This window comes from Bradyrhizobium sp. AZCC 1693, from assembly GCF_036924745.1.
Taxonomy (GTDB): Bacteria; Pseudomonadota; Alphaproteobacteria; order Rhizobiales; family Xanthobacteraceae; genus Bradyrhizobium.
The window spans coordinates 3,679,377-3,698,440 of record NZ_JAZHSD010000001.1 but is presented as its reverse complement, the minus strand read 5'-3'; the positions used below and the strand labels follow the sequence as shown (position 1 = coordinate 3,698,440).

16 protein-coding genes and 3 pseudogenes are annotated in these 19,064 nt (G+C 59.9%); 14 read left to right on the top strand and 5 right to left on the bottom strand.

From position 1 onward, the window contains the following. Positions 1–7: 7 nt before the first annotated feature. Together V1293_RS17545 and V1293_RS17540 are read left to right on the top strand one after the other, a co-directional pair. Entirely contained in the window at positions 8–316 is a 309-nt protein-coding gene (locus V1293_RS17545) for a DUF6166 domain-containing protein (RefSeq protein ID WP_334511133.1), read from the top strand. Next, positions 317–1,429, top strand: a complete 1,113-nt coding sequence (locus tag V1293_RS17540) for a Zn-dependent alcohol dehydrogenase (protein ID WP_334511132.1) — start codon at positions 317–319, stop codon at positions 1,427–1,429. Between the two features lie 3 nt (positions 1,430–1,432). On the opposite strand, the gene V1293_RS17535 is transcribed toward V1293_RS17540, so the two are convergent. Then, entirely contained in the window at positions 1,433–2,116 is a 684-nt protein-coding gene (locus tag V1293_RS17535) for a GntR family transcriptional regulator (RefSeq protein WP_334511131.1), read from the bottom strand. Between the two features lie 783 nt (positions 2,117–2,899). Here V1293_RS17535 and V1293_RS17530 point away from each other — a divergent pair. The 5 genes and pseudogenes from V1293_RS17530 to V1293_RS17510 all read left to right on the top strand — a co-directional run bounded on the left by V1293_RS17530 (position 2,900) and on the right by V1293_RS17510 (position 7,150). Beyond that, positions 2,900–3,097 (top strand): hypothetical protein, encoded by a 198-nt coding sequence (locus tag V1293_RS17530; RefSeq protein ID WP_334516770.1) that lies wholly within the window; start codon positions 2,900–2,902, stop codon positions 3,095–3,097. A gap of 238 nt (positions 3,098–3,335) precedes the next feature. Further along, a pseudogene (locus V1293_RS17525) lies at positions 3,336–4,046 on the top strand (ABC transporter substrate-binding protein); the annotation flags it as partial. 215 nt (positions 4,047–4,261) lie between these two features. Then, the gene (locus V1293_RS17520) at positions 4,262–5,407 is read left to right on the top strand and encodes an acyl-CoA dehydrogenase family protein (protein ID WP_334511130.1); all 1,146 of its coding nucleotides are present in this window, start codon (positions 4,262–4,264) and stop codon (positions 5,405–5,407) included. A gap of 58 nt (positions 5,408–5,465) precedes the next feature. After that, positions 5,466–6,443, top strand: a complete 978-nt coding sequence (locus V1293_RS17515) for an NADPH:quinone oxidoreductase family protein (protein ID WP_334516769.1) — start codon at positions 5,466–5,468, stop codon at positions 6,441–6,443. Between the two features lie 35 nt (positions 6,444–6,478). Then, the gene (locus V1293_RS17510; RefSeq protein WP_334511129.1) at positions 6,479–7,150 is read left to right on the top strand and encodes a nitroreductase; all 672 of its coding nucleotides are present in this window, start codon (positions 6,479–6,481) and stop codon (positions 7,148–7,150) included. A gap of 225 nt (positions 7,151–7,375) precedes the next feature. On the opposite strand, the gene V1293_RS17505 is transcribed toward V1293_RS17510, so the two are convergent. Both V1293_RS17505 and V1293_RS17500 read right to left on the bottom strand, forming a co-directional pair. Next, positions 7,376–8,038 carry a LysR substrate-binding domain-containing protein gene (locus tag V1293_RS17505; protein WP_334516768.1) on the bottom strand — a complete coding sequence of 221 codons (663 nt, stop codon included), beginning with the start codon at positions 8,036–8,038 and terminating at the stop codon, positions 7,376–7,378. A 90-nt stretch (positions 8,039–8,128) separates the two neighbouring features. Further along, positions 8,129–8,257: pseudogene (locus tag V1293_RS17500) on the bottom strand (LysR family transcriptional regulator); the annotation flags it as partial. 81 nt (positions 8,258–8,338) lie between these two features. Between V1293_RS17500 and V1293_RS17495 the strand changes: the two are divergent. The 5 genes from V1293_RS17495 to V1293_RS17475 all read left to right on the top strand — a co-directional run bounded on the left by V1293_RS17495 (position 8,339) and on the right by V1293_RS17475 (position 15,135). Then, positions 8,339–9,466 carry a phosphonoacetaldehyde reductase gene (locus tag V1293_RS17495; RefSeq protein WP_334511128.1) on the top strand — a complete coding sequence of 376 codons (1,128 nt, stop codon included), beginning with the start codon at positions 8,339–8,341 and terminating at the stop codon, positions 9,464–9,466. 65 nt (positions 9,467–9,531) lie between these two features. After that, entirely contained in the window at positions 9,532–10,776 is a 1,245-nt protein-coding gene (phnA, locus tag V1293_RS17490) for a phosphonoacetate hydrolase (protein WP_334511127.1), read from the top strand. Positions 10,777–10,808: 32 nt separating this feature from the next. Continuing rightward, complete coding sequence (gene phnY / locus V1293_RS17485) at positions 10,809–12,257, top strand: phosphonoacetaldehyde dehydrogenase (protein WP_334511126.1); 1,449 nt, start codon at positions 10,809–10,811, stop codon at positions 12,255–12,257. 108 nt (positions 12,258–12,365) lie between these two features. Continuing rightward, on the top strand, positions 12,366–13,685 hold the full coding sequence (locus V1293_RS17480; RefSeq protein WP_334511125.1) for an MFS transporter: 1,320 nt from the start codon (positions 12,366–12,368) through the stop codon (positions 13,683–13,685). Positions 13,686–14,454: 769 nt separating this feature from the next. Continuing rightward, positions 14,455–15,135: a hypothetical protein gene (locus tag V1293_RS17475; RefSeq protein WP_334511124.1), complete on the top strand. Its 681-nt coding sequence runs from the start codon at positions 14,455–14,457 to the stop codon at positions 15,133–15,135. Between the two features lie 230 nt (positions 15,136–15,365). On the opposite strand, the gene V1293_RS17470 is transcribed toward V1293_RS17475, so the two are convergent. Continuing rightward, complete coding sequence (locus V1293_RS17470) at positions 15,366–15,695, bottom strand: hypothetical protein (protein WP_334517079.1); 330 nt, start codon at positions 15,693–15,695, stop codon at positions 15,366–15,368. Here V1293_RS17470 and V1293_RS36175 point away from each other — a divergent pair. After that, positions 15,694–15,765: pseudogene (locus V1293_RS36175) on the top strand (autotransporter outer membrane beta-barrel domain-containing protein); the annotation flags it as partial. The gene V1293_RS17470 and the pseudogene V1293_RS36175 overlap by 2 nt on opposite strands. A 197-nt stretch (positions 15,766–15,962) precedes the next feature. Here the strand turns inward: V1293_RS36175 and V1293_RS17465 are convergent. Continuing rightward, on the bottom strand, positions 15,963–16,349 hold the full coding sequence (locus V1293_RS17465; protein WP_334511123.1) for a hypothetical protein: 387 nt from the start codon (positions 16,347–16,349) through the stop codon (positions 15,963–15,965). A 461-nt stretch (positions 16,350–16,810) separates the two neighbouring features. Between V1293_RS17465 and V1293_RS17460 the strand changes: the two genes are divergently transcribed. Further along, positions 16,811–18,871: a 2OG-Fe(II) oxygenase gene (locus V1293_RS17460; RefSeq protein WP_334511122.1), complete on the top strand. Its 2,061-nt coding sequence runs from the start codon at positions 16,811–16,813 to the stop codon at positions 18,869–18,871. Positions 18,872–19,064: the final 193 nt, after the last annotated feature.

Here is a 19,064-nt window from a genome sequence, read left to right as displayed (position 1 = left end):
GAGCAGCATGAAGCACTATGTCGGAGACCGCACCATCGACGGCGTCAAGGTGACCGTCGACGGCGCGCCGCTCGATCCCGCCACCAACGTGGCGGAGTACAGCAAGAACGGTTTTGAGTGGAGTTACGAGGGGCCGGAGCCGCGCCAGCTCGCGCTGGCCTTGCTGGTCGACCATCTCGGCGACAAGGACGCCGCGAAGGCTGTGGTCGAGCCCTTCATGGAGGCGGTGGTCGCCAATTTCGGCAACGAGTGGGAAATGACCTCCGACGATATCGACCTGGCGCTATCGGCGCTTCCCGGCAAGGCGGTCGCCTGAATGGCCCTGCAATACCGGGCCGCCGTGCTGCATGCGGCGCAAACGCCGCTCATGATCGAGACGGTCACCGCCGCGGCGTTGCAGCCGACCGACGTGCTGGTGCGGATTCGTGCCGCGGGCCTCTGCCACACCGATCTTGAAGTGATCGACGGCTCGCTGCGCTATCCGCTGCCGATCGTGCTCGGCCACGAGGCCGCGGGTGTCGTCGAACAGACGGGCGCTGCGGCGCGCGGCGTGAAAGCCGGAGACCACGTCGTGCTGTCGTGGAACCCGCATTGCGGGCATTGCTTCTATTGCGACCGCGACACGCCGATCCTGTGCGAGCAGTATCTCGGCGAAGGCCCAAAGGCGCGCGCATTCGACGGCGGCGTCCGCGCGGCGCTTTCCGACGGACGGCAGCTGCAGCAACTGATGTTCCTGGGATCGTTCGGCGAATATTGCGTCGTCTCCGACCAGCAGGCGATCCCGGTGCCGAAGGAGATTCCGTTCGACCGTGCCTGCCTGATCGGCTGCGGCGTCATGACCGGCGTTGGTGCTGCGCTCAATCTCGGTGCCATCGCGCATGGCGACACCGTCATGGTGATCGGCTGCGGCGCGGTCGGGCTTGCGGCGGTGCAGGGCGCGCGGCTGGCGGGCGCCGGCGCCATCATCGCGGTCGATCTCGATCCGGCAAAACTCGCGCTGGCGGCAAAGATGGGCGCCACGCAGGGTGTCGACGCCTCAAAGAAGGATGCAGTCTCATTAGGCAAGCGCGCGACCGGCGGCCGTGGCGTCGACGTCGTGATCGAGGCCGCCGGAAGTGCTGTGGCGTTCCGCAACACTACCGAGGCGGTGCGGCCCGGCGGCCAGGTCATCTGGCTCGGCAAGGTCGACGTCGACAAGGACGTCTCATTTCGCTGGGGCTCGCTGATGCAGGAGAAGCGGATCCGCCGCGTCAGCTATGGCAACGCGCGCCCGCGCCGCGATTTCCCGCTGCTGGCGCGGGCTTATCTCGACGGTGCGCTGATGCTCGACGAGCTGATCTCGCGCCGCATCGCGCTCGAGGAAATCAACGAGGGGTTTGCGGCGCAAAGGCGCGGCGAGACCATCCGCAGCGTGATTACGTTCGATTAAGGCTCAGGTATCGAGCGTCTTGCGGGCAAAATCCTCAATGTAGTCGATCAGCCGGTCGGATGCGGTCGCGGCAGCCTTCGCCTTTTTTTGCGACACGGCTTCGGCGACCGCGGCATGCAGCTTGGCGGCCAGCGGCAGGTCCGCGACCTCCTGATAGTGCTGGTACCAGAACCGGCGCGACAGCGCGTTCATCAGCCCCATCGAGCGCCGCGCGAATTCGTTGCGGGCGGCGGTGGCGATCAGAATGTTAAAACGCTGGTCCAGCCGCATGAAGGCGATGTCGTCGGATTTGGCGGCGGCTTCCAGCATGGCCCGCGCCACTTCCGCAAATTCCGCGCGCTCCTCCGGCGTGGCGCGTTCCGCCGCGAGAGAAGCCATCAGCCGTTCCAGCTCACGCCGGACCTCGAGCAGCCGCAACTGCAGCCTCAAATTGATTTCGGAGACCATGATGCCGCGCCGTGGCATGATGACGACGAGGCCGTCGCGCGCGAGGCGCTGCAAAGCTTCCCGGATCGGGGTTCGGCCGATCTTCAGGCGAACGGCAAGCGCGTGCTCGGACAACACGGTCCCCGGGGATAATTGCAGGGTGACAATCATCTCTTCGAGTTCGCCGTAAGCGCGATCGGTGAGCGTGCCATCCTCGGATTGTGTGGCGCGGTTGCGGCGTTTTCCTAGCGTTCTTCTCAACTCTTCTCCGTTTCGGTAGTCGCCATGAGCCTTTCGCGCATCCCAGAAATATATTTAAAACATATCAAGAGAACGCAGAAATACAAAGTTTGACCGATCGATGATCAGACTCCACAGCGGCTTGGTGTCGTCGCGAAGGTTCGTATGGAGTGAGCGGTCCAGCCGGCACCAGCGTCGTCGGTGCGGTAAAGGGTGCTGGGCTGGGCAAGACTCGAATCTGTAACCAGACCGTTATGAGCCGTGGGATAAAGGCCAGCCCAGTACAAAAGCAAACCGATCCATTCCCGGCTGCCAGGTGCACACCATCTTGCATCCCCATTCTACCGGAGGCGGCAGCCGCAGTTCTCTCAGAAAACGCCGCAACGAAATCGCAACGAATTGGGTGAAACGACCGTGAACAAAACGAGACGAAAACGCCTACCGCAACCAGAAAAATCAATAACTTAGAAGATATTCACTGTGTTCGGGGCGCGGGTGTCTAATCTGCTTACGCAACAAGCTTGGACCACCATTTCTCTCTTGCGCCTCGCTTGCATCGCTCGTAACGTTATAACATTACAAAATCACCTCTCGCATCAGGTTGATGACAATCAGAAGGCGATCTCTGAGTCACAGGCCAAGCAAGTCAGATTCGCACTGCCTTTGCCTTCAGCCGGGTCGGCTTGTCTACCTCGAGGCGCTCGACCGATTGATACCAAAGTGAACGCGCGCGGGGTTCGCAACCATGCTTAGAATGACGATTATCATCTAAATCCTTGAGAGCCTAACTAGATGAGCGTGAATATGGGCGACATCATCCGATTTATTCCAAAATCTGACCTTGAGAGGGCTCGTCTAATTCGAGAGGCTCGCGCAATATACGACAGCATATTTCCGCCGATTAATGCGATCAGCGAGCCGCCGGATGGTCGCCTCAGCCAAGAGACGCAACCGGGCGCATCAGGACCGATCGCTTTGTGGAAAATCGCGGTTGAGGGCTGAGAAACTGATTGCCGGCGGAGCCACAACACTTGGTTCAAAATTGTCGGGCATATCGTCGACTTCGGGGGCCTGTGCGCGAGCTGCCGTTCATCGAACAAAGCGCTTAAGCGCCTTAGCGGGCCGAGTTAGGCTGACGCATCGACATGGGGCAGTGGTCTTTTTTTCGAGACGTGGATCTTGGAAGGTCCGGCGAAGCTGCGATCCACCTCGCTGATCTGTTGTCATCCAACGGTGTTCTCTCCAACGCCGAAAACCGAACGTCAAAGTCGCCGTATTTTTCCAGAATGACGACTTCGGGAAGGACTACCTGAAGGGTCTCAAGGACAGGCTCGGGGCCAAGATCGTTGCTGAGGAAAGCTACGAGACGTCAGAGCCGACCATCGACGCGCACATCGTCAAGCTCAAAGCGACGGGCGCTGATGCACTGGTCAACATCAGCTCGCCGAAGTTTGCGGCTCAGGCAATCAAGAAAATCGCTGAAATCGACTGGAAGCCGCTGCACATCCTCAGCAATGTCTCCGCCTCTGTCGGCAGCGTAATCAAACCCGCTGGCTTCGAGAACGCGCAAGGCATCATTTCCGCCAGCTACCTGAAGGATCCGTCGGATCCGCAGTGGGAAAATGATCCTGGAATGAAGCAGTTTCAGAGCTTTCTGAGCAAATACTATCCGGAAGGCAACAAGCGCGACATATTGCTGATCACCGGCTACGCGCTTGCGGAGACGCTGGCGCAGACATTGAAGCAATGCGGTGACGATCTCACCCGCGAGAACGTCATGAAGCAGGCTGCAAACCTGAAGAACTGGCGCACCGAGGCGCTGTTGCCGGGAATCTACGTGAACACCTCACCGACGGACTTTGCGCCGATCACCCAACTTCAGCTGATGCGCTTCAGCGGCGAAAAATGGGAGCTGTTCGGAGACGTGATCGACGGTGGCACGACCGACTAAACGCTCGTAGAAAGACGCGGCGCATGCCTTCGGCACAGTATTTGAACTCTAGACTCTGTTGAAAGGCATGCACCGCTGCTGCAATCGGCGGCGTTCAGGCAAGAAATCGTCGGACGGCCCGCACACGGCCGTCCATTCCCACAGCTGCGGCTTTTTGCGCTGCAAGCGCGAGTGTGAACGCAATGGTTGCATTCGGAGAACGATGAGTAACGCGCATGATCGACTATCGACCCTCTTGGCTCGATTCTGATCTCGATCTGGATCGAGACACGGTCTCCCGCTTCATCGACAGGGAGATGGCTCCGCTGGACGAGGAGGCGCGCAAGCGGGGGAATGTCGGGCGCGAACTCTGGCTGAAGGCCGGAGCGCTTGGGCTCCTCTGTTCGGACATTCCCGCCGAGTATGGCGGCGGCGGAGGCGATTTTCGGCATGAGGCGATCTTTTACGACGCCATGGCACGCCGCGGCCTGACAGGGATGAATCCGTCCGTTCACACGATCGTGGCGCACTATTTGCTCAACCACGGGACCGAGGAGCAAAAACGTGAATATTTGCCGCGCCTGGCGCGCGGGGAACTCGTCGGAGCCATTGCGATGACCGAGCCGGGTGCGGGCTCTGATCTCCAATCCATTCGGACCCGTGCCGAAAGGCGCGGCGACAGCTATGTGATTAGCGGCTCGAAGACCTTCATATCCAACGGTCTTCTTGCCGGCCTGGTGCTCGTCGTCGCGAAGACCAATCCGGCTGAGCGAGCGAGCGGGATGTCGATCATTTTGGTCGAAACGGCAAAATCTCCCGGCTTCAGGGTCGGCCGCGTGCTCGATAAGCTCGGACTGAAGGCGCAGGATACTTCCGAACTATTCTTCGACGAGGTTCTGGTGCCAGCCTCAAACCTTCTCGGCGGAGTGGAAGGGCGTGGTTTCCATCAACTGATGTCGGATTTGCCTTACGAGCGCACCATTATCGGCGTGATGGCGGTGGCAGCAATGGAGGGCGCTCTCGAAGCAACGCTCGCCTTCGTCAGGGAACGCAAGGCATTCGGAAAGCCGATCGCTGAATTCCAGAACACCAAATACAGGCTGGCAGAGCTGGCGACCATCACGAAGGTCACGCGGAGCTTTGTCGACGAGTGCGTCGAAGCGCTGGTGTCCGGGACGCTCGATGCGGCTACGGCTTCAATGGCCAAGCTCTGGGCCTCCGAGCAGCAGGGCAAGGTCATCGACGAGTGTCTGCAGCTGCATGGCGGATACGGCTTCATGAACGAGTATCTCATTGCACGCATGTATGCCGACGCACGCGTGCAGCGCATTTACGGTGGGACCAGCGAAATGATGAAGGAAGTGATCTCCAGAGCGCTCTAGGTTTTCGGAATTGTCCGAACTCTATCGCGTGAACCCGATGGCCGAACCCGAGGATGTCATGAAAGCAGTCCTGGTTGAAAATTACGATCGTATCGAGAATATCACTATCAAGGATGTGGCCAGGCCGGAATTGTCGGCGGGAATGGTCCGCGTTCGAATACAAGCAGCTGCGGTCGGTTTCGTGGATGGCTTGAAGGTGCAGGGCCTGTACCAGACCAAGGACCCTTTGCCGTTTACGCCCGGGTCGGAGTTTGCAGGCGTCGTCGACGAGGCGGCTGCAGATGTCAAGGGCTTCGCGCCCGGCACGCCGGTCATCGGGATGGTCAGAAATGGTGGCCTTGCCGAATATATTTGCGTGCCGGCTGCGGACCTTTTCGTTACGCCAAAGGGCATAGCGCCGGAAGTCGGTGCCTCGTTCTTCGCCAATTACCTTACGGCCCTGTACGCACTCAGCGCTCGGGGAAAGCTTCAGAGCGGCGAGACACTCCTGGTTCTTGGGGCCGCCGGCGGCGTGGGAATAGCTGCTGTTCAGGTTGGAAAGCTGCTGGGCGCCCGCGTCATTGCGGCGGCTTCGACTGAGGAGAAGCGACAGTTTGCGATCAAACATGGTGCAGATGCTGGCCTGGATTACACGCGTGAAGGCTGGCGCGACGAGCTTAAGGAACTCACCGGCGGTCACGGCGCGGACGTGATCTATGATCCCGTCGGAGGAGATCTGAGCCTGCAGGCATTCCGCTCGATCGCCTGGAACGGACGGCACCTGGTGATCGGCTTTGCTTCCGGAACGATTCCCGCCCTGCGATTCAATTTGCCTCTTCTAAAGGGAGGAGCGCTGCTGGGTGTCGACCTGGCTCAGATCGGTCGTCGTGAACCGGATGTGCGGGATCAAGTCATCGCCCAGCTTTTCACTTGGTTGAGCGAGAAGACGCTTGTTCCCGTCGTGGGAAAGGTCTTTGCATTCGAGGAATTCCACGAAGCGTTCAAAGCGATGACTACGCGCTCGGCCCTGGGAAAGATGGTCGTCCGGATCGGCTGACGATCCTCCTCGATGAGGTCTTCGGAGAAATCCTCATGAAAGTTTCGGACGCGCTGCATTCGCGGACCTCCGTGCGGGCATTCCTGGACAGACCCGTCCCGGGAGAGATCGTCAAAGACATCCTGCTTGCGGCCGGCCGCTCACCTTCCGGCGGAAATCTGCAGCCGTGGCATGTCTGGGCGCTGGGCGGCGAAGAACTCGCACGCTTCAAGGCGTTGATGGCGGAGCGGATCAAGACTAAGCCGATGGGCGAGCAGTCGGAATACAACATCTATCCGCCAGAACTGAAGGAGCCGTATAGAAGTCGGCGATTCAAGAACGGCGAAGATCTCTATCGCATGATCGGGATTCCGCGCGAAGACAAAGCCGCGCGTCTCAATCAGCTTGCAAAGAACTTCACCTTTTTCGGTGCGCCTGCAGGCCTGTTTTTCGCCATCGATCGCCAGATGGAGCCTGGGCAATGGGCTGATCTCGGCATGTACATGCAATCCATCATGTTGCTCGCATTGGAGAAGGGCTTGAGTAGCTGCCCGCAAGAGGCGTGGGCGCTTTGGCACAAGACCGTCGCGGAATTCATCGGGTTGCCGTCCCATCTCATGCTCTTTTGCGGCATGGCTCTCGGCTACATGGACCGAGAACATCCGATCAACAGTCTTCGCGCAGATCGTGCTGATCCATCGGAATTTATAACGATCCGTGGATTTTGATAAACGGCTCTGGCGCGCTTGTCGGCGCCAGGTGAACAGCAGGATTTGAGCCAATCCATGCCGGCGGGCAATGCCACAAACAGTCTCGCCAGCTTGCTAGGTCTCTTCCGACTGGATGAACCTTCTCGTCGTAACTCCATCGGCGCCGCCGTTCAGCGCCCAAAACCTTGACCTCCATTCGGGGGAGAGCTTTGTCTGCATTAAATATCGATAACGTCGGCCCCTTCAGCGAGTCGTCTTTTTCATTCGGCTGACCGTATCGATAAACGCTTTTATGATCGGGGAATGTGCGCGCTCCCTGTGATAGGCGATGCTATATTGTGTCTTGATGACGTGATCGCTGATTTCCAGCGCATGCAGGTTTGAGTGCGGGACGAATTCGAAATCAGCTACCACGCTGATGCCGAGTCCCCGCTCAACCGCTTTCCAAACGCCTTCGCGGCTTTCGATCTCGAAAACCGGGTTGATCTTCAAACCTTCGTCATGCATCGCCGCTTCGAATGCACGTCGCGTCGTGGAACCGCGCTCGCGCAGAACGAGGGGCTGATCGGCAAGCTCGCGCAGCTTGACGGATTTTCGCTTGAACCACGGATGATCTCCATTGACGAACACGATCACGCGGTGTGTCCGGTAAGGAATCATCATCACGCGCGGGTCCGCCGGGACCTCCGCCAGAATGGCGACCTCGGCTTCGAAGTCGATGATGTGGCGAAGGGTGCGTTCGGAATTGCCAAGCAACGTCGAGATCTGCACGCCGGGATGGTTGCGCCTGAACGCGGCCAAGATCTCGGTCGCGTGAAAGGGGCCGACCGTTGCCAGACGCAAGTGCCCCGTCGTTGCTTTGCCGCGCGCACCAAGCAATTCATGAGCCTCGTCGCAGAATTTCATGATACCGCGCGTGATCTCCAACAGTGCGGCGCCGGCTTCGGTCAGTTCGATCCGCCTCGATTTACGGAGCAGCAATTCGACACCGTAAGTCTGCTCGAGCTCCTTGACCTGAATGGTCAGCGTCGGCTGGCCGACGTTCAGAACGCGCGATGCGGCGGTGAACCCGCCGCGCTCGGCAACGGCATGGAAGGCGCGGATCTGGCTGAACACTATTGGCATAATCAATAGATCACGTCGACAATATGAATTTGTCAATAGTTGAGCATTCCTTACCGTTCCTCAAAACGGAGGGGCGCAACGATGTGGCGATACGGAAACCCGGTTCAGGTCGAATTCGGCATCGACAGCTTTGCCAAGCTGCCTGATTTGATCGGAAGGCGGCGGTATGCTCTGGTCACCTATGGCGAGCCGTTCTTTGACGACCTTGCGGGCAAGCTGGAAAAGACGGCCGGCCGACCTGCTTTAGTCGTCCGCGATGTCGCACCCAATCCCGATTATCGATTGCTGGCCGAGCAAGCCGGCCGTTTCGCCGCGCTGCAGCAGCAGCCGGAGGTGATCGTCGCGCTCGGTGGCGGCTCGGTGATCGACTCGGCCAAGGTGTTCGCGGCAGCCGGCGGCGACTTCGGCAAGGTCAAGACGTACCTTGAAAGCCAGAAGGGCGCCGAGCAACTCTCGCAGATTCCCATCATCGCCGTTCCGACCACTGCCGGCACCGGCAGCGAAGTTACGTGCTGGGGCACCGTCTGGGACGAGGCGAGCGGCAAGAAGTACTCCCTCGCCCGGCCGGGCCTTTACCCCAGCCACGCCGTTATCGACCCGCGCCTCATGCTCGGCAAGCCGTTGCTGTTGACGATCAGCACCGGACTGGATGCGTTGTCGCATTCGCTGGAAAGCCTGTGGAACCTCAACAACAACCCGGTGTCGGCGAACCACGCGGTATTTGCCGCGCGCAACATACTGGACGTGTTGCCGGAGCTGGTGCGCGATCTCGGCAACGTCGAATTGCGCAGCCGGATGGCGATGGCTGCCTTGTTTGCAGGGCTGGCGTTCTCCAACACCAAGACGGCTATCGCACATTCCTTATCCTATCCGATCACGCTGCGGCATCGCGTTCAGCACGGAATCGCCTGCTCGTTTTCATTGCCGATGGTGCTGCGCAGCGTTCAGGGTGCAGGCGGCCTCTGCGAGGACAGCCTGAAACAGATTTTCGGCGCCAATCTCGCGCAGGGAGCCGACGATCTCGAAGACTTCATGGGAATGCTCGGCATTTCCTGCAATCCGGCTTCGTACAAGATCGATCGCCAGGAATGGCGCGCCCTGATCGAAGAGTCGCTCGAAGGCGAGCGTGGCAAGAATTTTCTCGGCTCGAGAGAAAGACTGATCGAGGCGTCGCAGATGTTGCGTCTGCCGAAGGCCAGAACTGCCTGAAGCCCGAATAGCCCGCAAGGCCGGACGCGCGAAGCGTTCACCGGGGCGCGACAAGGAGAGCGAACATGCAAGCCAACGGAAAGACCATTGCCGTCAACGGCCGCGATTACTACGCGCCCGAGCGGCCGACCGTCGTGATTTGTCTCGACGGTTCCGAGCCCGGATATATCGAGAAGGCCATCGAGGCCGGCGTGGCGCCGACATTTGCGCGCTTCATGAAGGAAGGTGCTCACGTTCACGCCAACAGCGTCATTCCAAGCTTCACCAATCCGAACAACCTGTCGATCATCACCGGGCGGCCGCCGGCGGTACATGGGATCGCCGGCAATTACTTCTATGACACCGCAAGCGGCGTCGAAGTGATGATGAACGATCCCAAATTCCTGCGCGCGCCGACGATTCTCTCGGGTGTGCATGATGCCGGATACAAGGTCGCAGCCATTACCGCCAAGGACAAACTGCGCACGCTGCTGTCGCATGGGCTGGATTATTCCACCGGCCGGGCCTTCGCCTTTTCGTCGGAGAAGGCCGACCAGGCCACGGTGGCAAACAACGGAATAGACCAAGTTCTCGAATTCGTCGGTCTGCCGCTTCCCCAGGTATATTCCGCCGATCTTTCCGAATTTGTGTTTGCCGCCGGCGTCAAGCTCGTCCAGCACCATCGTCCCGACCTGATGTATCTCTCGACCACCGATTACATCCAGCACAAGGTTGGACTCGGCACCAGGATCGCCAACGATTTCTACGCGATGATCGACGGTTACCTGGCGCTGTTCGATGCGCTCGGTTGCAATATCGTCGCAACGGCCGACCACGGCATGAACGACAAGTTCTTGCCGGATGGAAAGCCAGATGTCCTTTACCTGCAGGACCTCATGGACGAGTGGACCGGCAAGGGAGCGGCGCGGGTAATCCTGCCGATCACCGATCCCTACGTCGCCCATCACGGCGCGCTCGGCTCTTTCGCGACGATCTATGCCCCGCAGGGCAGCAACGTCGATGCGCTGCTTGTCCGGCTTCGCAAGGTCGACGGCGTCGAACTGGCACAGACCCGAAAGGAAGCGTGTGCCCGTTTCGAACTGCCAGCCGATCGTATCGGCGACATCGTGGTCATCTCCTCCAAGCACAAGGTGCTGGGAACCAGCCGGGCGCGTCACGACCTGTCGGGATTGACCGAGCCTCTCAGGTCGCACGGTGGACTGACTGAGGAGCGCGTTCCGCTGATCGCAAACCGGAAGATCGTGCTTCCGCCTGGTCACCTCTTGCGGAATTTCGACGCCTTCGACGTTGCCCTCAATCGCATGCATTGAAATCGCGAACGCTCTAAAAGTGGGATAGTCTGATGAACATCCAGGCACCGACCATTCGCCATGAAAAGATGCGTATCGCGGGATACTTCGTGGATACCGATGAGCGTGTGGAAGTTTTCAATCCCTATACCAACAAGGTGATTGGTACCGTTCCAGCCGCACGTACCGAGCATGTACGAGACGCCTTTGCCAAGGCCAAGGCTTTTAAACCGAAGCTCAGCCGGTACGAGCGGCAACAGATTCTGCTGCGGACTGCCGACATCCTCTCCAGCCGCAAGGAAGATTTCGCGCGGCTGATCACCGCCGAGTCCGGGCTTTGCTGGAAGGACTCGCTCTATGAGGCCGGCCGCGCCTACGACGTCTATTCGTTTGCGGGTCAGCTGGCGATCCTGGACGATGGCGAAACCTTTTCGTGCGACATCAGCCCGCAAGGCAAGGCGCGCAAGATATTCACGACGCGCACGCCGCTGTTGGGCGCAATTTCCGCGATCACGCCCTTCAATCATCCACTCAACATGGTGAGTCACAAGATCGCGCCGGCGATCGCTACCAACAACCGGATCGTGCTGAAGCCGACGGAATTGACGCCGCTGACCGCGCTGGCGCTGGCCGACGTGCTCTACGAAGCGGGCCTGCCGCCGGAAATGCTGTCCGTCGTCACCGGAAATCCGCATTCCATGGGCGACGCGATGATCACAGACCCGGACGCGGACCTCGTGACCTTCACCGGCTCGGTGCGGGTCGGCAAGCACATCGCGGCAACTGCCGGCTACAAGCGAATTGTGCTCGAACTCGGTGGAAATGATCCGCTGATCGTGATGGAAGACGCGGATCTCGAGAAGGCGGCCGAACTCGCGGTCGCCGGCGCCACCAGGAATTCCGGCCAGCGTTGCACGGCGGTCAAGCGCATCCTGTGCGTGGAGGCCGTAGCAGACACATTTTCCGAGCTCGTGCTCAAAAAAGCCAAGACGCTGAAATGCGGTGACCCGATGGATCCGGCGGTGGATGTTGGAACCGTGATCCACGAACGCGCTGCTATGGAATTTGAACGTCGCGTCAATGACGCCGTCCGCGACGGTGCTCGGCTGCTCCACGGCAACGACCGGAAGGGCGCGCTGTATCCGCCGACCGTAGTCGACCACATCCCCTACACCAGCGAGCTGGTGATGCAGGAAACGTTCGGGCCGGTGGTGCCGATCATCCGGGTGCCCAATGACATCGACAGCGTAATCAGGATTTCCAATTCGACGGCCTTCGGTCTGTCGTCGGGCGTGTGCACCAACCGGCTCGACTACATCACACGTTTTGTGAACGGACTCGACGTTGGAACCGTGAACGTGTGGGAAGTGCCGGGCTATCGGATCGAGATGTCCCCGTTCGGTGGCATCAAGGATTCCGGCCTTGGATACAAGGAAGGCGTTCAGGAAGCAATGAAGGGCTTCACCAACGTGAAGACCTATTCGCTTCCCTGGCCCACGTAAACGGCGGACCGCCCGAGGCGGGGTTAACGGTCCCGGCCGCACCTAACAAGAACAAAAACGGGTGCGGCGAGGCGGCGAAGATTCCAGTTGAAACCAGGGAGGTCTATAATGTCAGTCATTTCTGCCCCCGCGAGCGTCGGCTCGTTGGGGGTGACAAATCCGGAGTTGGCAGTTTCTTTCCGGCGCGCGCAATGGCGCATGCTGCTCGCGGCGATGTTTTGCTATCTGTTCTTCTACACCGGCCGTCAGACTTTCGGCTTTGCCATTCCTGGCATCCAGGCCGAGTTCGGCGTCAGCAAGGCCACGCTCGGCTGGGCCAGCGCGGCACTGTTGTGGTGCTACGCGATCGGCCAGGCGATCAACGGAAACCTCGGCGACAAGTTCGGCGGCCGTCGCGTAATGAGCGCAGGCGCGATCCTGTCCTTCATCATGAACTGGGCGACAAGTCTGTCGACGGGTATCGTCAGCCTCTCGGTGTTCTGGGGCATCAACGGCTATTTCCAGTCGATGGGCTGGGCGCCTGGGAGTCGGCTTCTGTCCAACTGGTGGGGACGGCACGAACGCGGGATGGTCTATGGACTGTACACCTTTGCAGCCGGGCTTGCCTCGGTGCTCTCCTTCGTCACCTCGCTGGTCGTCGTCGGTTATTTCCAGCTCGACTGGCGCTGGATATTCCGGCTTCCGGTCGTGCTACTGCTGGTTGGCGGCATTGCCTTCTATCTGATCGCGCGCGAACGTCCGGAAGACATGGGATTCGAATCGCCGCATGACGACGCGGTGGACGACGCGGCAAAGGAAGCCGGCTCGGTCATCGATTCCGAGAGTTCTTTTTCCAGATACAAGGCCGTGCTATCGAACTGGAGATTGCTGGTGGCCGGCCTTGCCATCGGTTTCCAGAACGCCGCCAGGTATGGGCTTCTTGTGTGGGTCCCCGTGCATTTCCTTGGCAGCAACTGGTCGAAGGCTGGGGCTGCTTCGGCGATCGATCCGCGCTGGATCAGCATCGCACTGCCGGTAGGCATGGCGGTCGGCGCATTCAGCAACGGATGGGTGTCGGACAAGATCTTCGGCTCGCGCCGTTACGCCGCTATCGTGCTCTACATGGTGTTGGCGGCGATCACGTCGCTCTACATGTACACCATCCCGACCACGGAAGTGTATCTCGGAATGGGCGTCCTGTTCCTGTGCGGCTTCTTCGTCTATGGCCCGCAATCCTCGTTCTGGGCGTTGTGTCCCGACCTGGTTGGTCATAAGCGCGCGGGAACGGCGACCGGCGTGATGAACTTCTGCGCGTACCTGTTCGCCGGATTGGGAGAACCGATCATCGGGCACTTCATGGACACCCGGCACGACACTTCGCTGGTATTTATCGTTGTGGCGACGTGCGCCGCCATGAGCGCCGGAGTTGCGGCATTCATCAGACGCTAGGCTCGAACAAAACTTCCTGCTCCTCGCCTGCAGGGGGGAGCAGCAACGATCGATATGGATTGGAATTACGGTGAGTGCGCCGGGAGACCGGCAAGGAGTAGGTGGTGCAAGTCCACTGCGATGAAGAAGTAGCAATCCACATCGGCCCCGAGCCGTGCGTGCATGCTCGCGAGAGCATGGGCGAAGCGTCGGCAGGGAATTACGGTGACAGAATTGCGGAATTACGGTGACAGTGCATGAAATTCTTACGGAATCTGAGTGCACTGTCACCGTAATCCCGTAATCCGTAATCCTCTTTCGCCCAGGTTGCGGCATCATGATGCCGCAGGCGGAGGTAGAACAAGAGCAGGGGCTGCGGGAATGACTGACTCTCCCTGACTAACGCTCTGAGCCCGGGCATCCGTAGTTCATTGAGCTTGTTTTCCCACGCGACATGACATCAGCTTCAGGGGACAATCATGCAGATCGGCCGGCCATCGATCCGCCGGACGGGTCGGTCTTTCGCAGTCACATGTGACTTGTTCCTCTTGCCTCTTGAAGAGCTTTGACGAGCGCGAGTTGGGTTGAAATGCAACAGAGATCTGGTGTGGCGCCCAAGAGATTCGGATGTGAGTCGAAGCATTTAACCGCTCGAAGGTGGCTGCTTTTCGCATCGCTTGCATTATGTTTCTTCTGTCCGGCGGAAGGGCGCACCCAGGAAGCATCTTTTGATAGGGACAGATATTATCGCGCTGTCGAATATTGTCGTCGACATGTCCGCCCGAGCCCAATGAACCTAAGTCCCGACAAGCAAGTCCTGTGCTTTAGCGGTGCTGTTTCACAGAATATGGATGTCTCGGCAGCTGCGGACCTCAGAGAAGATGGTCTTTTTGTTGTTCGAAGTCCTGGAGGATATCCGGGACCAGCGATTGCGCTTTCGAATCTTGTACGCGATCGTCGTGCGACGGTAGTGGTTTACGAGTTTTGCGTTTCTGCCTGTGCAGAATATTTTCTGATCGCGTCTCACCAAACGTATGTGCTCAAGGGAACTCTTGTCGCTTGGCACAACTATCAAAGCGCCGATCCAAATCAGCCGTTTTGTACTTTTTTAGCGAAGCCGCGCGAGGGAGAGCCGAAGAAGTTGCTGCGTGGACCATGTGGGCAGGCGACATTCGGGGACCAATCTGCATACAGCGTGCATTCGCCGCCGCAGACTCAGTTTTTCAAGGAGAGAACGGTAGACCCGCTATTCGTTGCGCCCCCAGACAGTCTCTATGTGCGGAAACTCATGTCTAGCCGGTATATGGAAACAGGTGTCTACCGCGATACCGCGTGGACCATAAACCCTAGATATTATTCGAGATTGTTCAAGGCGAAGATTTTCTACGAAGCTTACCCGGACAGCCAAGATGAAGTCGACAAAATGTTGAAGTCGCTTGGCGCACACATGAGTGTGATTTATGACCCATGAAACTTTTCCTAAGCCCGATCCACTAACTCCGATTTCACCTGAGATTTGGAGGCCGCTGCAACCTTGGGGACCGTACAAGGAGGAACCCCGCCGCCGCCATCCATCATTGAGAGTCCGGAAATTACGGTGACAGAATTACGCTGAAATTCTTACGGAATTTGAGTGCACTGGACTGCACCCCATAAGTGAGACACAGATAATTTCTGTGACAGTGCGGTTGCCATGATGCGTTATCGTGCTTTGTTTTGCGCGAACGCGGTTTCGAACTCAAGCGGCGATTGGTATCCGAGCGCCGAGTGCAGCCGGTCCTTGTTGTAGACCTCTGCGATGAAGCCATTGATGCGGCGGCGGGCATCGCGGATCCGGTGCAATTGAGTGAGGATTTTTCGGCTGCAATCGCGGCGGACGCGCCCGCTATTGCGGGGCGACGGGCGCGTACAGGATTTCGGAATAATCGAAAAATGCCCCTGATTTGCCCGACGTGTCAAGTTGCTATTCGAGCGCCGGCGGTCGCCTGCTACTTTGCATGGGGTTGTTTTCGATATTTTGAGAGCGCGCACCTTCGAAGGGGAGTTCTCCAACGTCACCCGCAGTTGTGCCGGCAAAGGCACGGTGCGATACGCATGGTAGCGGGTGCTCGAGTTTGCATGGCCCGACCTGCATATGAATATTCCGCGAGCGCCTGACAGCACTATGCTGAAATCTCAACTACATAAGAGTTCGTAGTTTTGTTCCGAGCGGCGCGCCATGCTGATGCCTCGCGGACAACAATTCTACCTGACGATGACGCGAGCCGACCTGCAAACCGCGCCCGCTGCCCTTTGCCGTCAACTCGACGCGGTCGCGTCATGGCCTTTGCGGTCGCTATCGCCGTCCAGGTCTTCCGCATGCGCCCGGCTCGGCGCCGATTCGCCGCGAAATCGAATGGCGATCGCAATCAGATCGACATCGACCTTGAGCAGATCGAGGTCGCGTGTCATCTCACGCAACTCCTGGCCCTTGCGGGCGATCTCCTCCGAAACGTCGATGGCCATGTTGCGCTCGGTCACCCCGCCCGAGCCGCCGACGAACATCTTGGCCCTGATCCACTCCAGCCGTGCCCGATGCGTGTCGCGTGCGAACTTCTTCTCCACGAATTGCCGCCGGGCTTCCGCATAGGCCGCCAGCAGTTCCATGTCGGACATTCCATACAATGCGTCGGCTGAAAGGTTCATTGCAGCGACCTGGAGATTTGCGGAGATCATGCTGGGCTCGGGAGATTGGCGCTCCGTCCGGATTTCGGTCGGAGCTCGTCCCCAGAATATTGATGCGTTGCCGCTCCACCAAGTGGAATCTCTGCTCGTAGCGCCGGCCGACGCCCTTGCGGACGGCAGGCGCGCCCGGCGCTATCGTGCGATCCTTGAACCTGGCAACCGACCGCGCTTGTCGATATTGTGGAAAGCACGGCCAGGTTGCGAGCTTCGCTCGGCCTCAAGCTGGCAGACGCCGTTCAGGCGGCAGCCCCCTTGGTCGTCAACGCGGCCGCCCGGGTGACGCATGATCGCGATTTGTCATGCGTGCGTTCGCTGCGTATCATCGTTTGACGGCCCAACACGCCGACTCTTGCCCAACACGCCGACTCTTGGATGACTTTTCGATCATCCACCAAACGCCGTTCATCTTGCCGGGAGTTGCCATGTCGTCGATCGGTAGCGCGTTGCTCGACAGCCTTCGTTCCGTCGAGCGTCCGGGCGACTTTTGCGTTGGCGGAATACGGGAGATATTCATGCCGGCGATCGATGTCGACGGTGTCGGCAGGATCGCCTTTCCGATCCTGCCTGTCCAGGCCGAGCGGCTCGTCGCAATCGCCGAGGCAGCCCCCTATGGGCGGGGCGAGGAGACGGTGGTCGATCGCGGGGTCCGGAGAACCTGGCAGGTCGATTCCGCCAAGGTTCGGATCGGAGGGCGCCACTGGGAAAAGACGCTGGCCGGGCTCGTCGCCGACATCGCCCTTGGGCTCGGCGTGAGCGGCCCGGTTGCGGCCGACTTCTATAAGCTCCTTGTCTACGAAACCGGCAGCTTCTTTGTCGACCATCGCGATACCGAGAAGGTCCCCGGCATGTTCGCGACGATGGTGCTCGTACTGCCCTCGACCCATAGCGGCGGCGAATTGGTCATCAAGCATCTCGGACGGGAGGTGGTGCTCGACCCGCGTCCGGAGGAACCTTCGGAGATCGGCTTCGCGGCCTTCTATGCCGATTGCGTGCATGAAGTGCGACCTGTCGAGGCGGGATGTCGCCTGGTTCTAGTCTATAATTTGCATTTCGTCGGCAAAACGCGCGCGCTGAAGCCGCCCGACTATCGCGCAGAGCACGGGCGGGTGGTGGAGTTGCTGCGGAACTGGGCGAGCGCGGAGGACGAGCCTGACAAGCTGATCCTGCCCCTGCAGCATGCCTACACGCCGGCGGAGCTGTCGTTCAGTGCACTCAAAGGTGCCGATGCGGGCGTGGCCTCTGTGCCGGTCAAAGCAGCCGTCGAGGCGGATTGCGACCTCCACCTCGCTCTCGTGTCGATCGAAGAGAGCGGCAGCGCCGAACATACCGGCTATTACGGCCGTCGCCGCCGGAGCCGCGACGAGGAGGAGGACGACGACGAAGAATTCGAGGTTGCCGAGATCATCGACCGGGCGCTCGTCTTGTCGGAGTGGCGGCGTCCGGATGGCGGCGAGGCGGGGATCGACGATTTTCCATTTGCCGAGGACGAGCTGTGCCCACCCGACGCCTTTGAGGATCTGACGCCGGACGAGCAGCATTTTCACGAGGCGACGGGCAACGAAGGCGCGTCCTTCGAGCGCACCTATAGCCGTGCCGGCTTCGTGTTGTGGCCGACCGCGCGGAGGCTCGCGGTGCTGAATCAGGCCGGCCTTCGCACGACGCTGCCGTATCTCGAAGATTTGACGGCGCGCTGGGAGAGGAGCGACGCATCGATCCAGTCGCAGTTGTGGCGTGAGGCCGATGAGCTTTCGCGGCACATGCTGCTCTCCTGGTCCCGCTCGCGTTGGCGGGAGGACGGCGACTCCGAAGCCTGCCGAATGCTCGATCTGCAGATCCGGCTGGGAAACGTGAAGCACATCGAAGCGTTTCTCGCCGGGCTGTCCGCGGAAGGCAATTACGCCGCGCCCGACAACGGGGCGATCGTGCGCGCCGCCGCCCTGCTTTCGGCCCCGCGCGCAACGGAGTTGCTGGCCCGGATTGTCGGGCGCAACGCTTCGGCCCATCTCAGCGCCTGTGGCGATCTGCTGCGGGTCTGCGTCGGGGCGCCGACGGGTGTGACGGGCGACCTGGAGCAGATCGGCGTAGCGTTGATAAATGCCTTGCAGGGCGACCCGGCGAAGCGGGAGCAGGTCGACACCTGGGCCCGGCCAACGCCGGTGAAGCCAGGCTTCGTCGTCGATCTTCTGACGGCGACGAGCCGGATCGATGCGGGGCTCGCGGCCCGTGCGATCGGGCACCTGCTGGCCTGGCCGCAGACATACAAGCCGGACGACGTGCTGGTCCCCGCTGCTCTCGCGATTGCCAGGCTTGTGGAGGACAAGGCTTGGCCGGCGGTGGGGCGGCTCCATGAGGCGGCCCTCGACCACCTGCGCAGGCGCATCGCACAGCCGCTGGAGGCGCCACGGGATTGGACCAGGACTAACCCGCTCAAATGCACTTGTGGCGACTGCTGGCTGCGCCGGATCAAAAGCAATGGCGCCTGAAGGCTGTCCAGGATCGGAGGAGCCATGTCGAGGGAAGTGTTCGGAGCGCGGCGTGCGACCTTGACCTGACGACCGAAAGGCGCGGCAGTCCCCACACGCTGGTCGCCACCAAGAACCAGGCCAGTTACGAACGGCGCGCGATGCAGCGCCGGCAGGATCTGGAACATGTGTCGGCGCTGGGCGGATGAGGTTG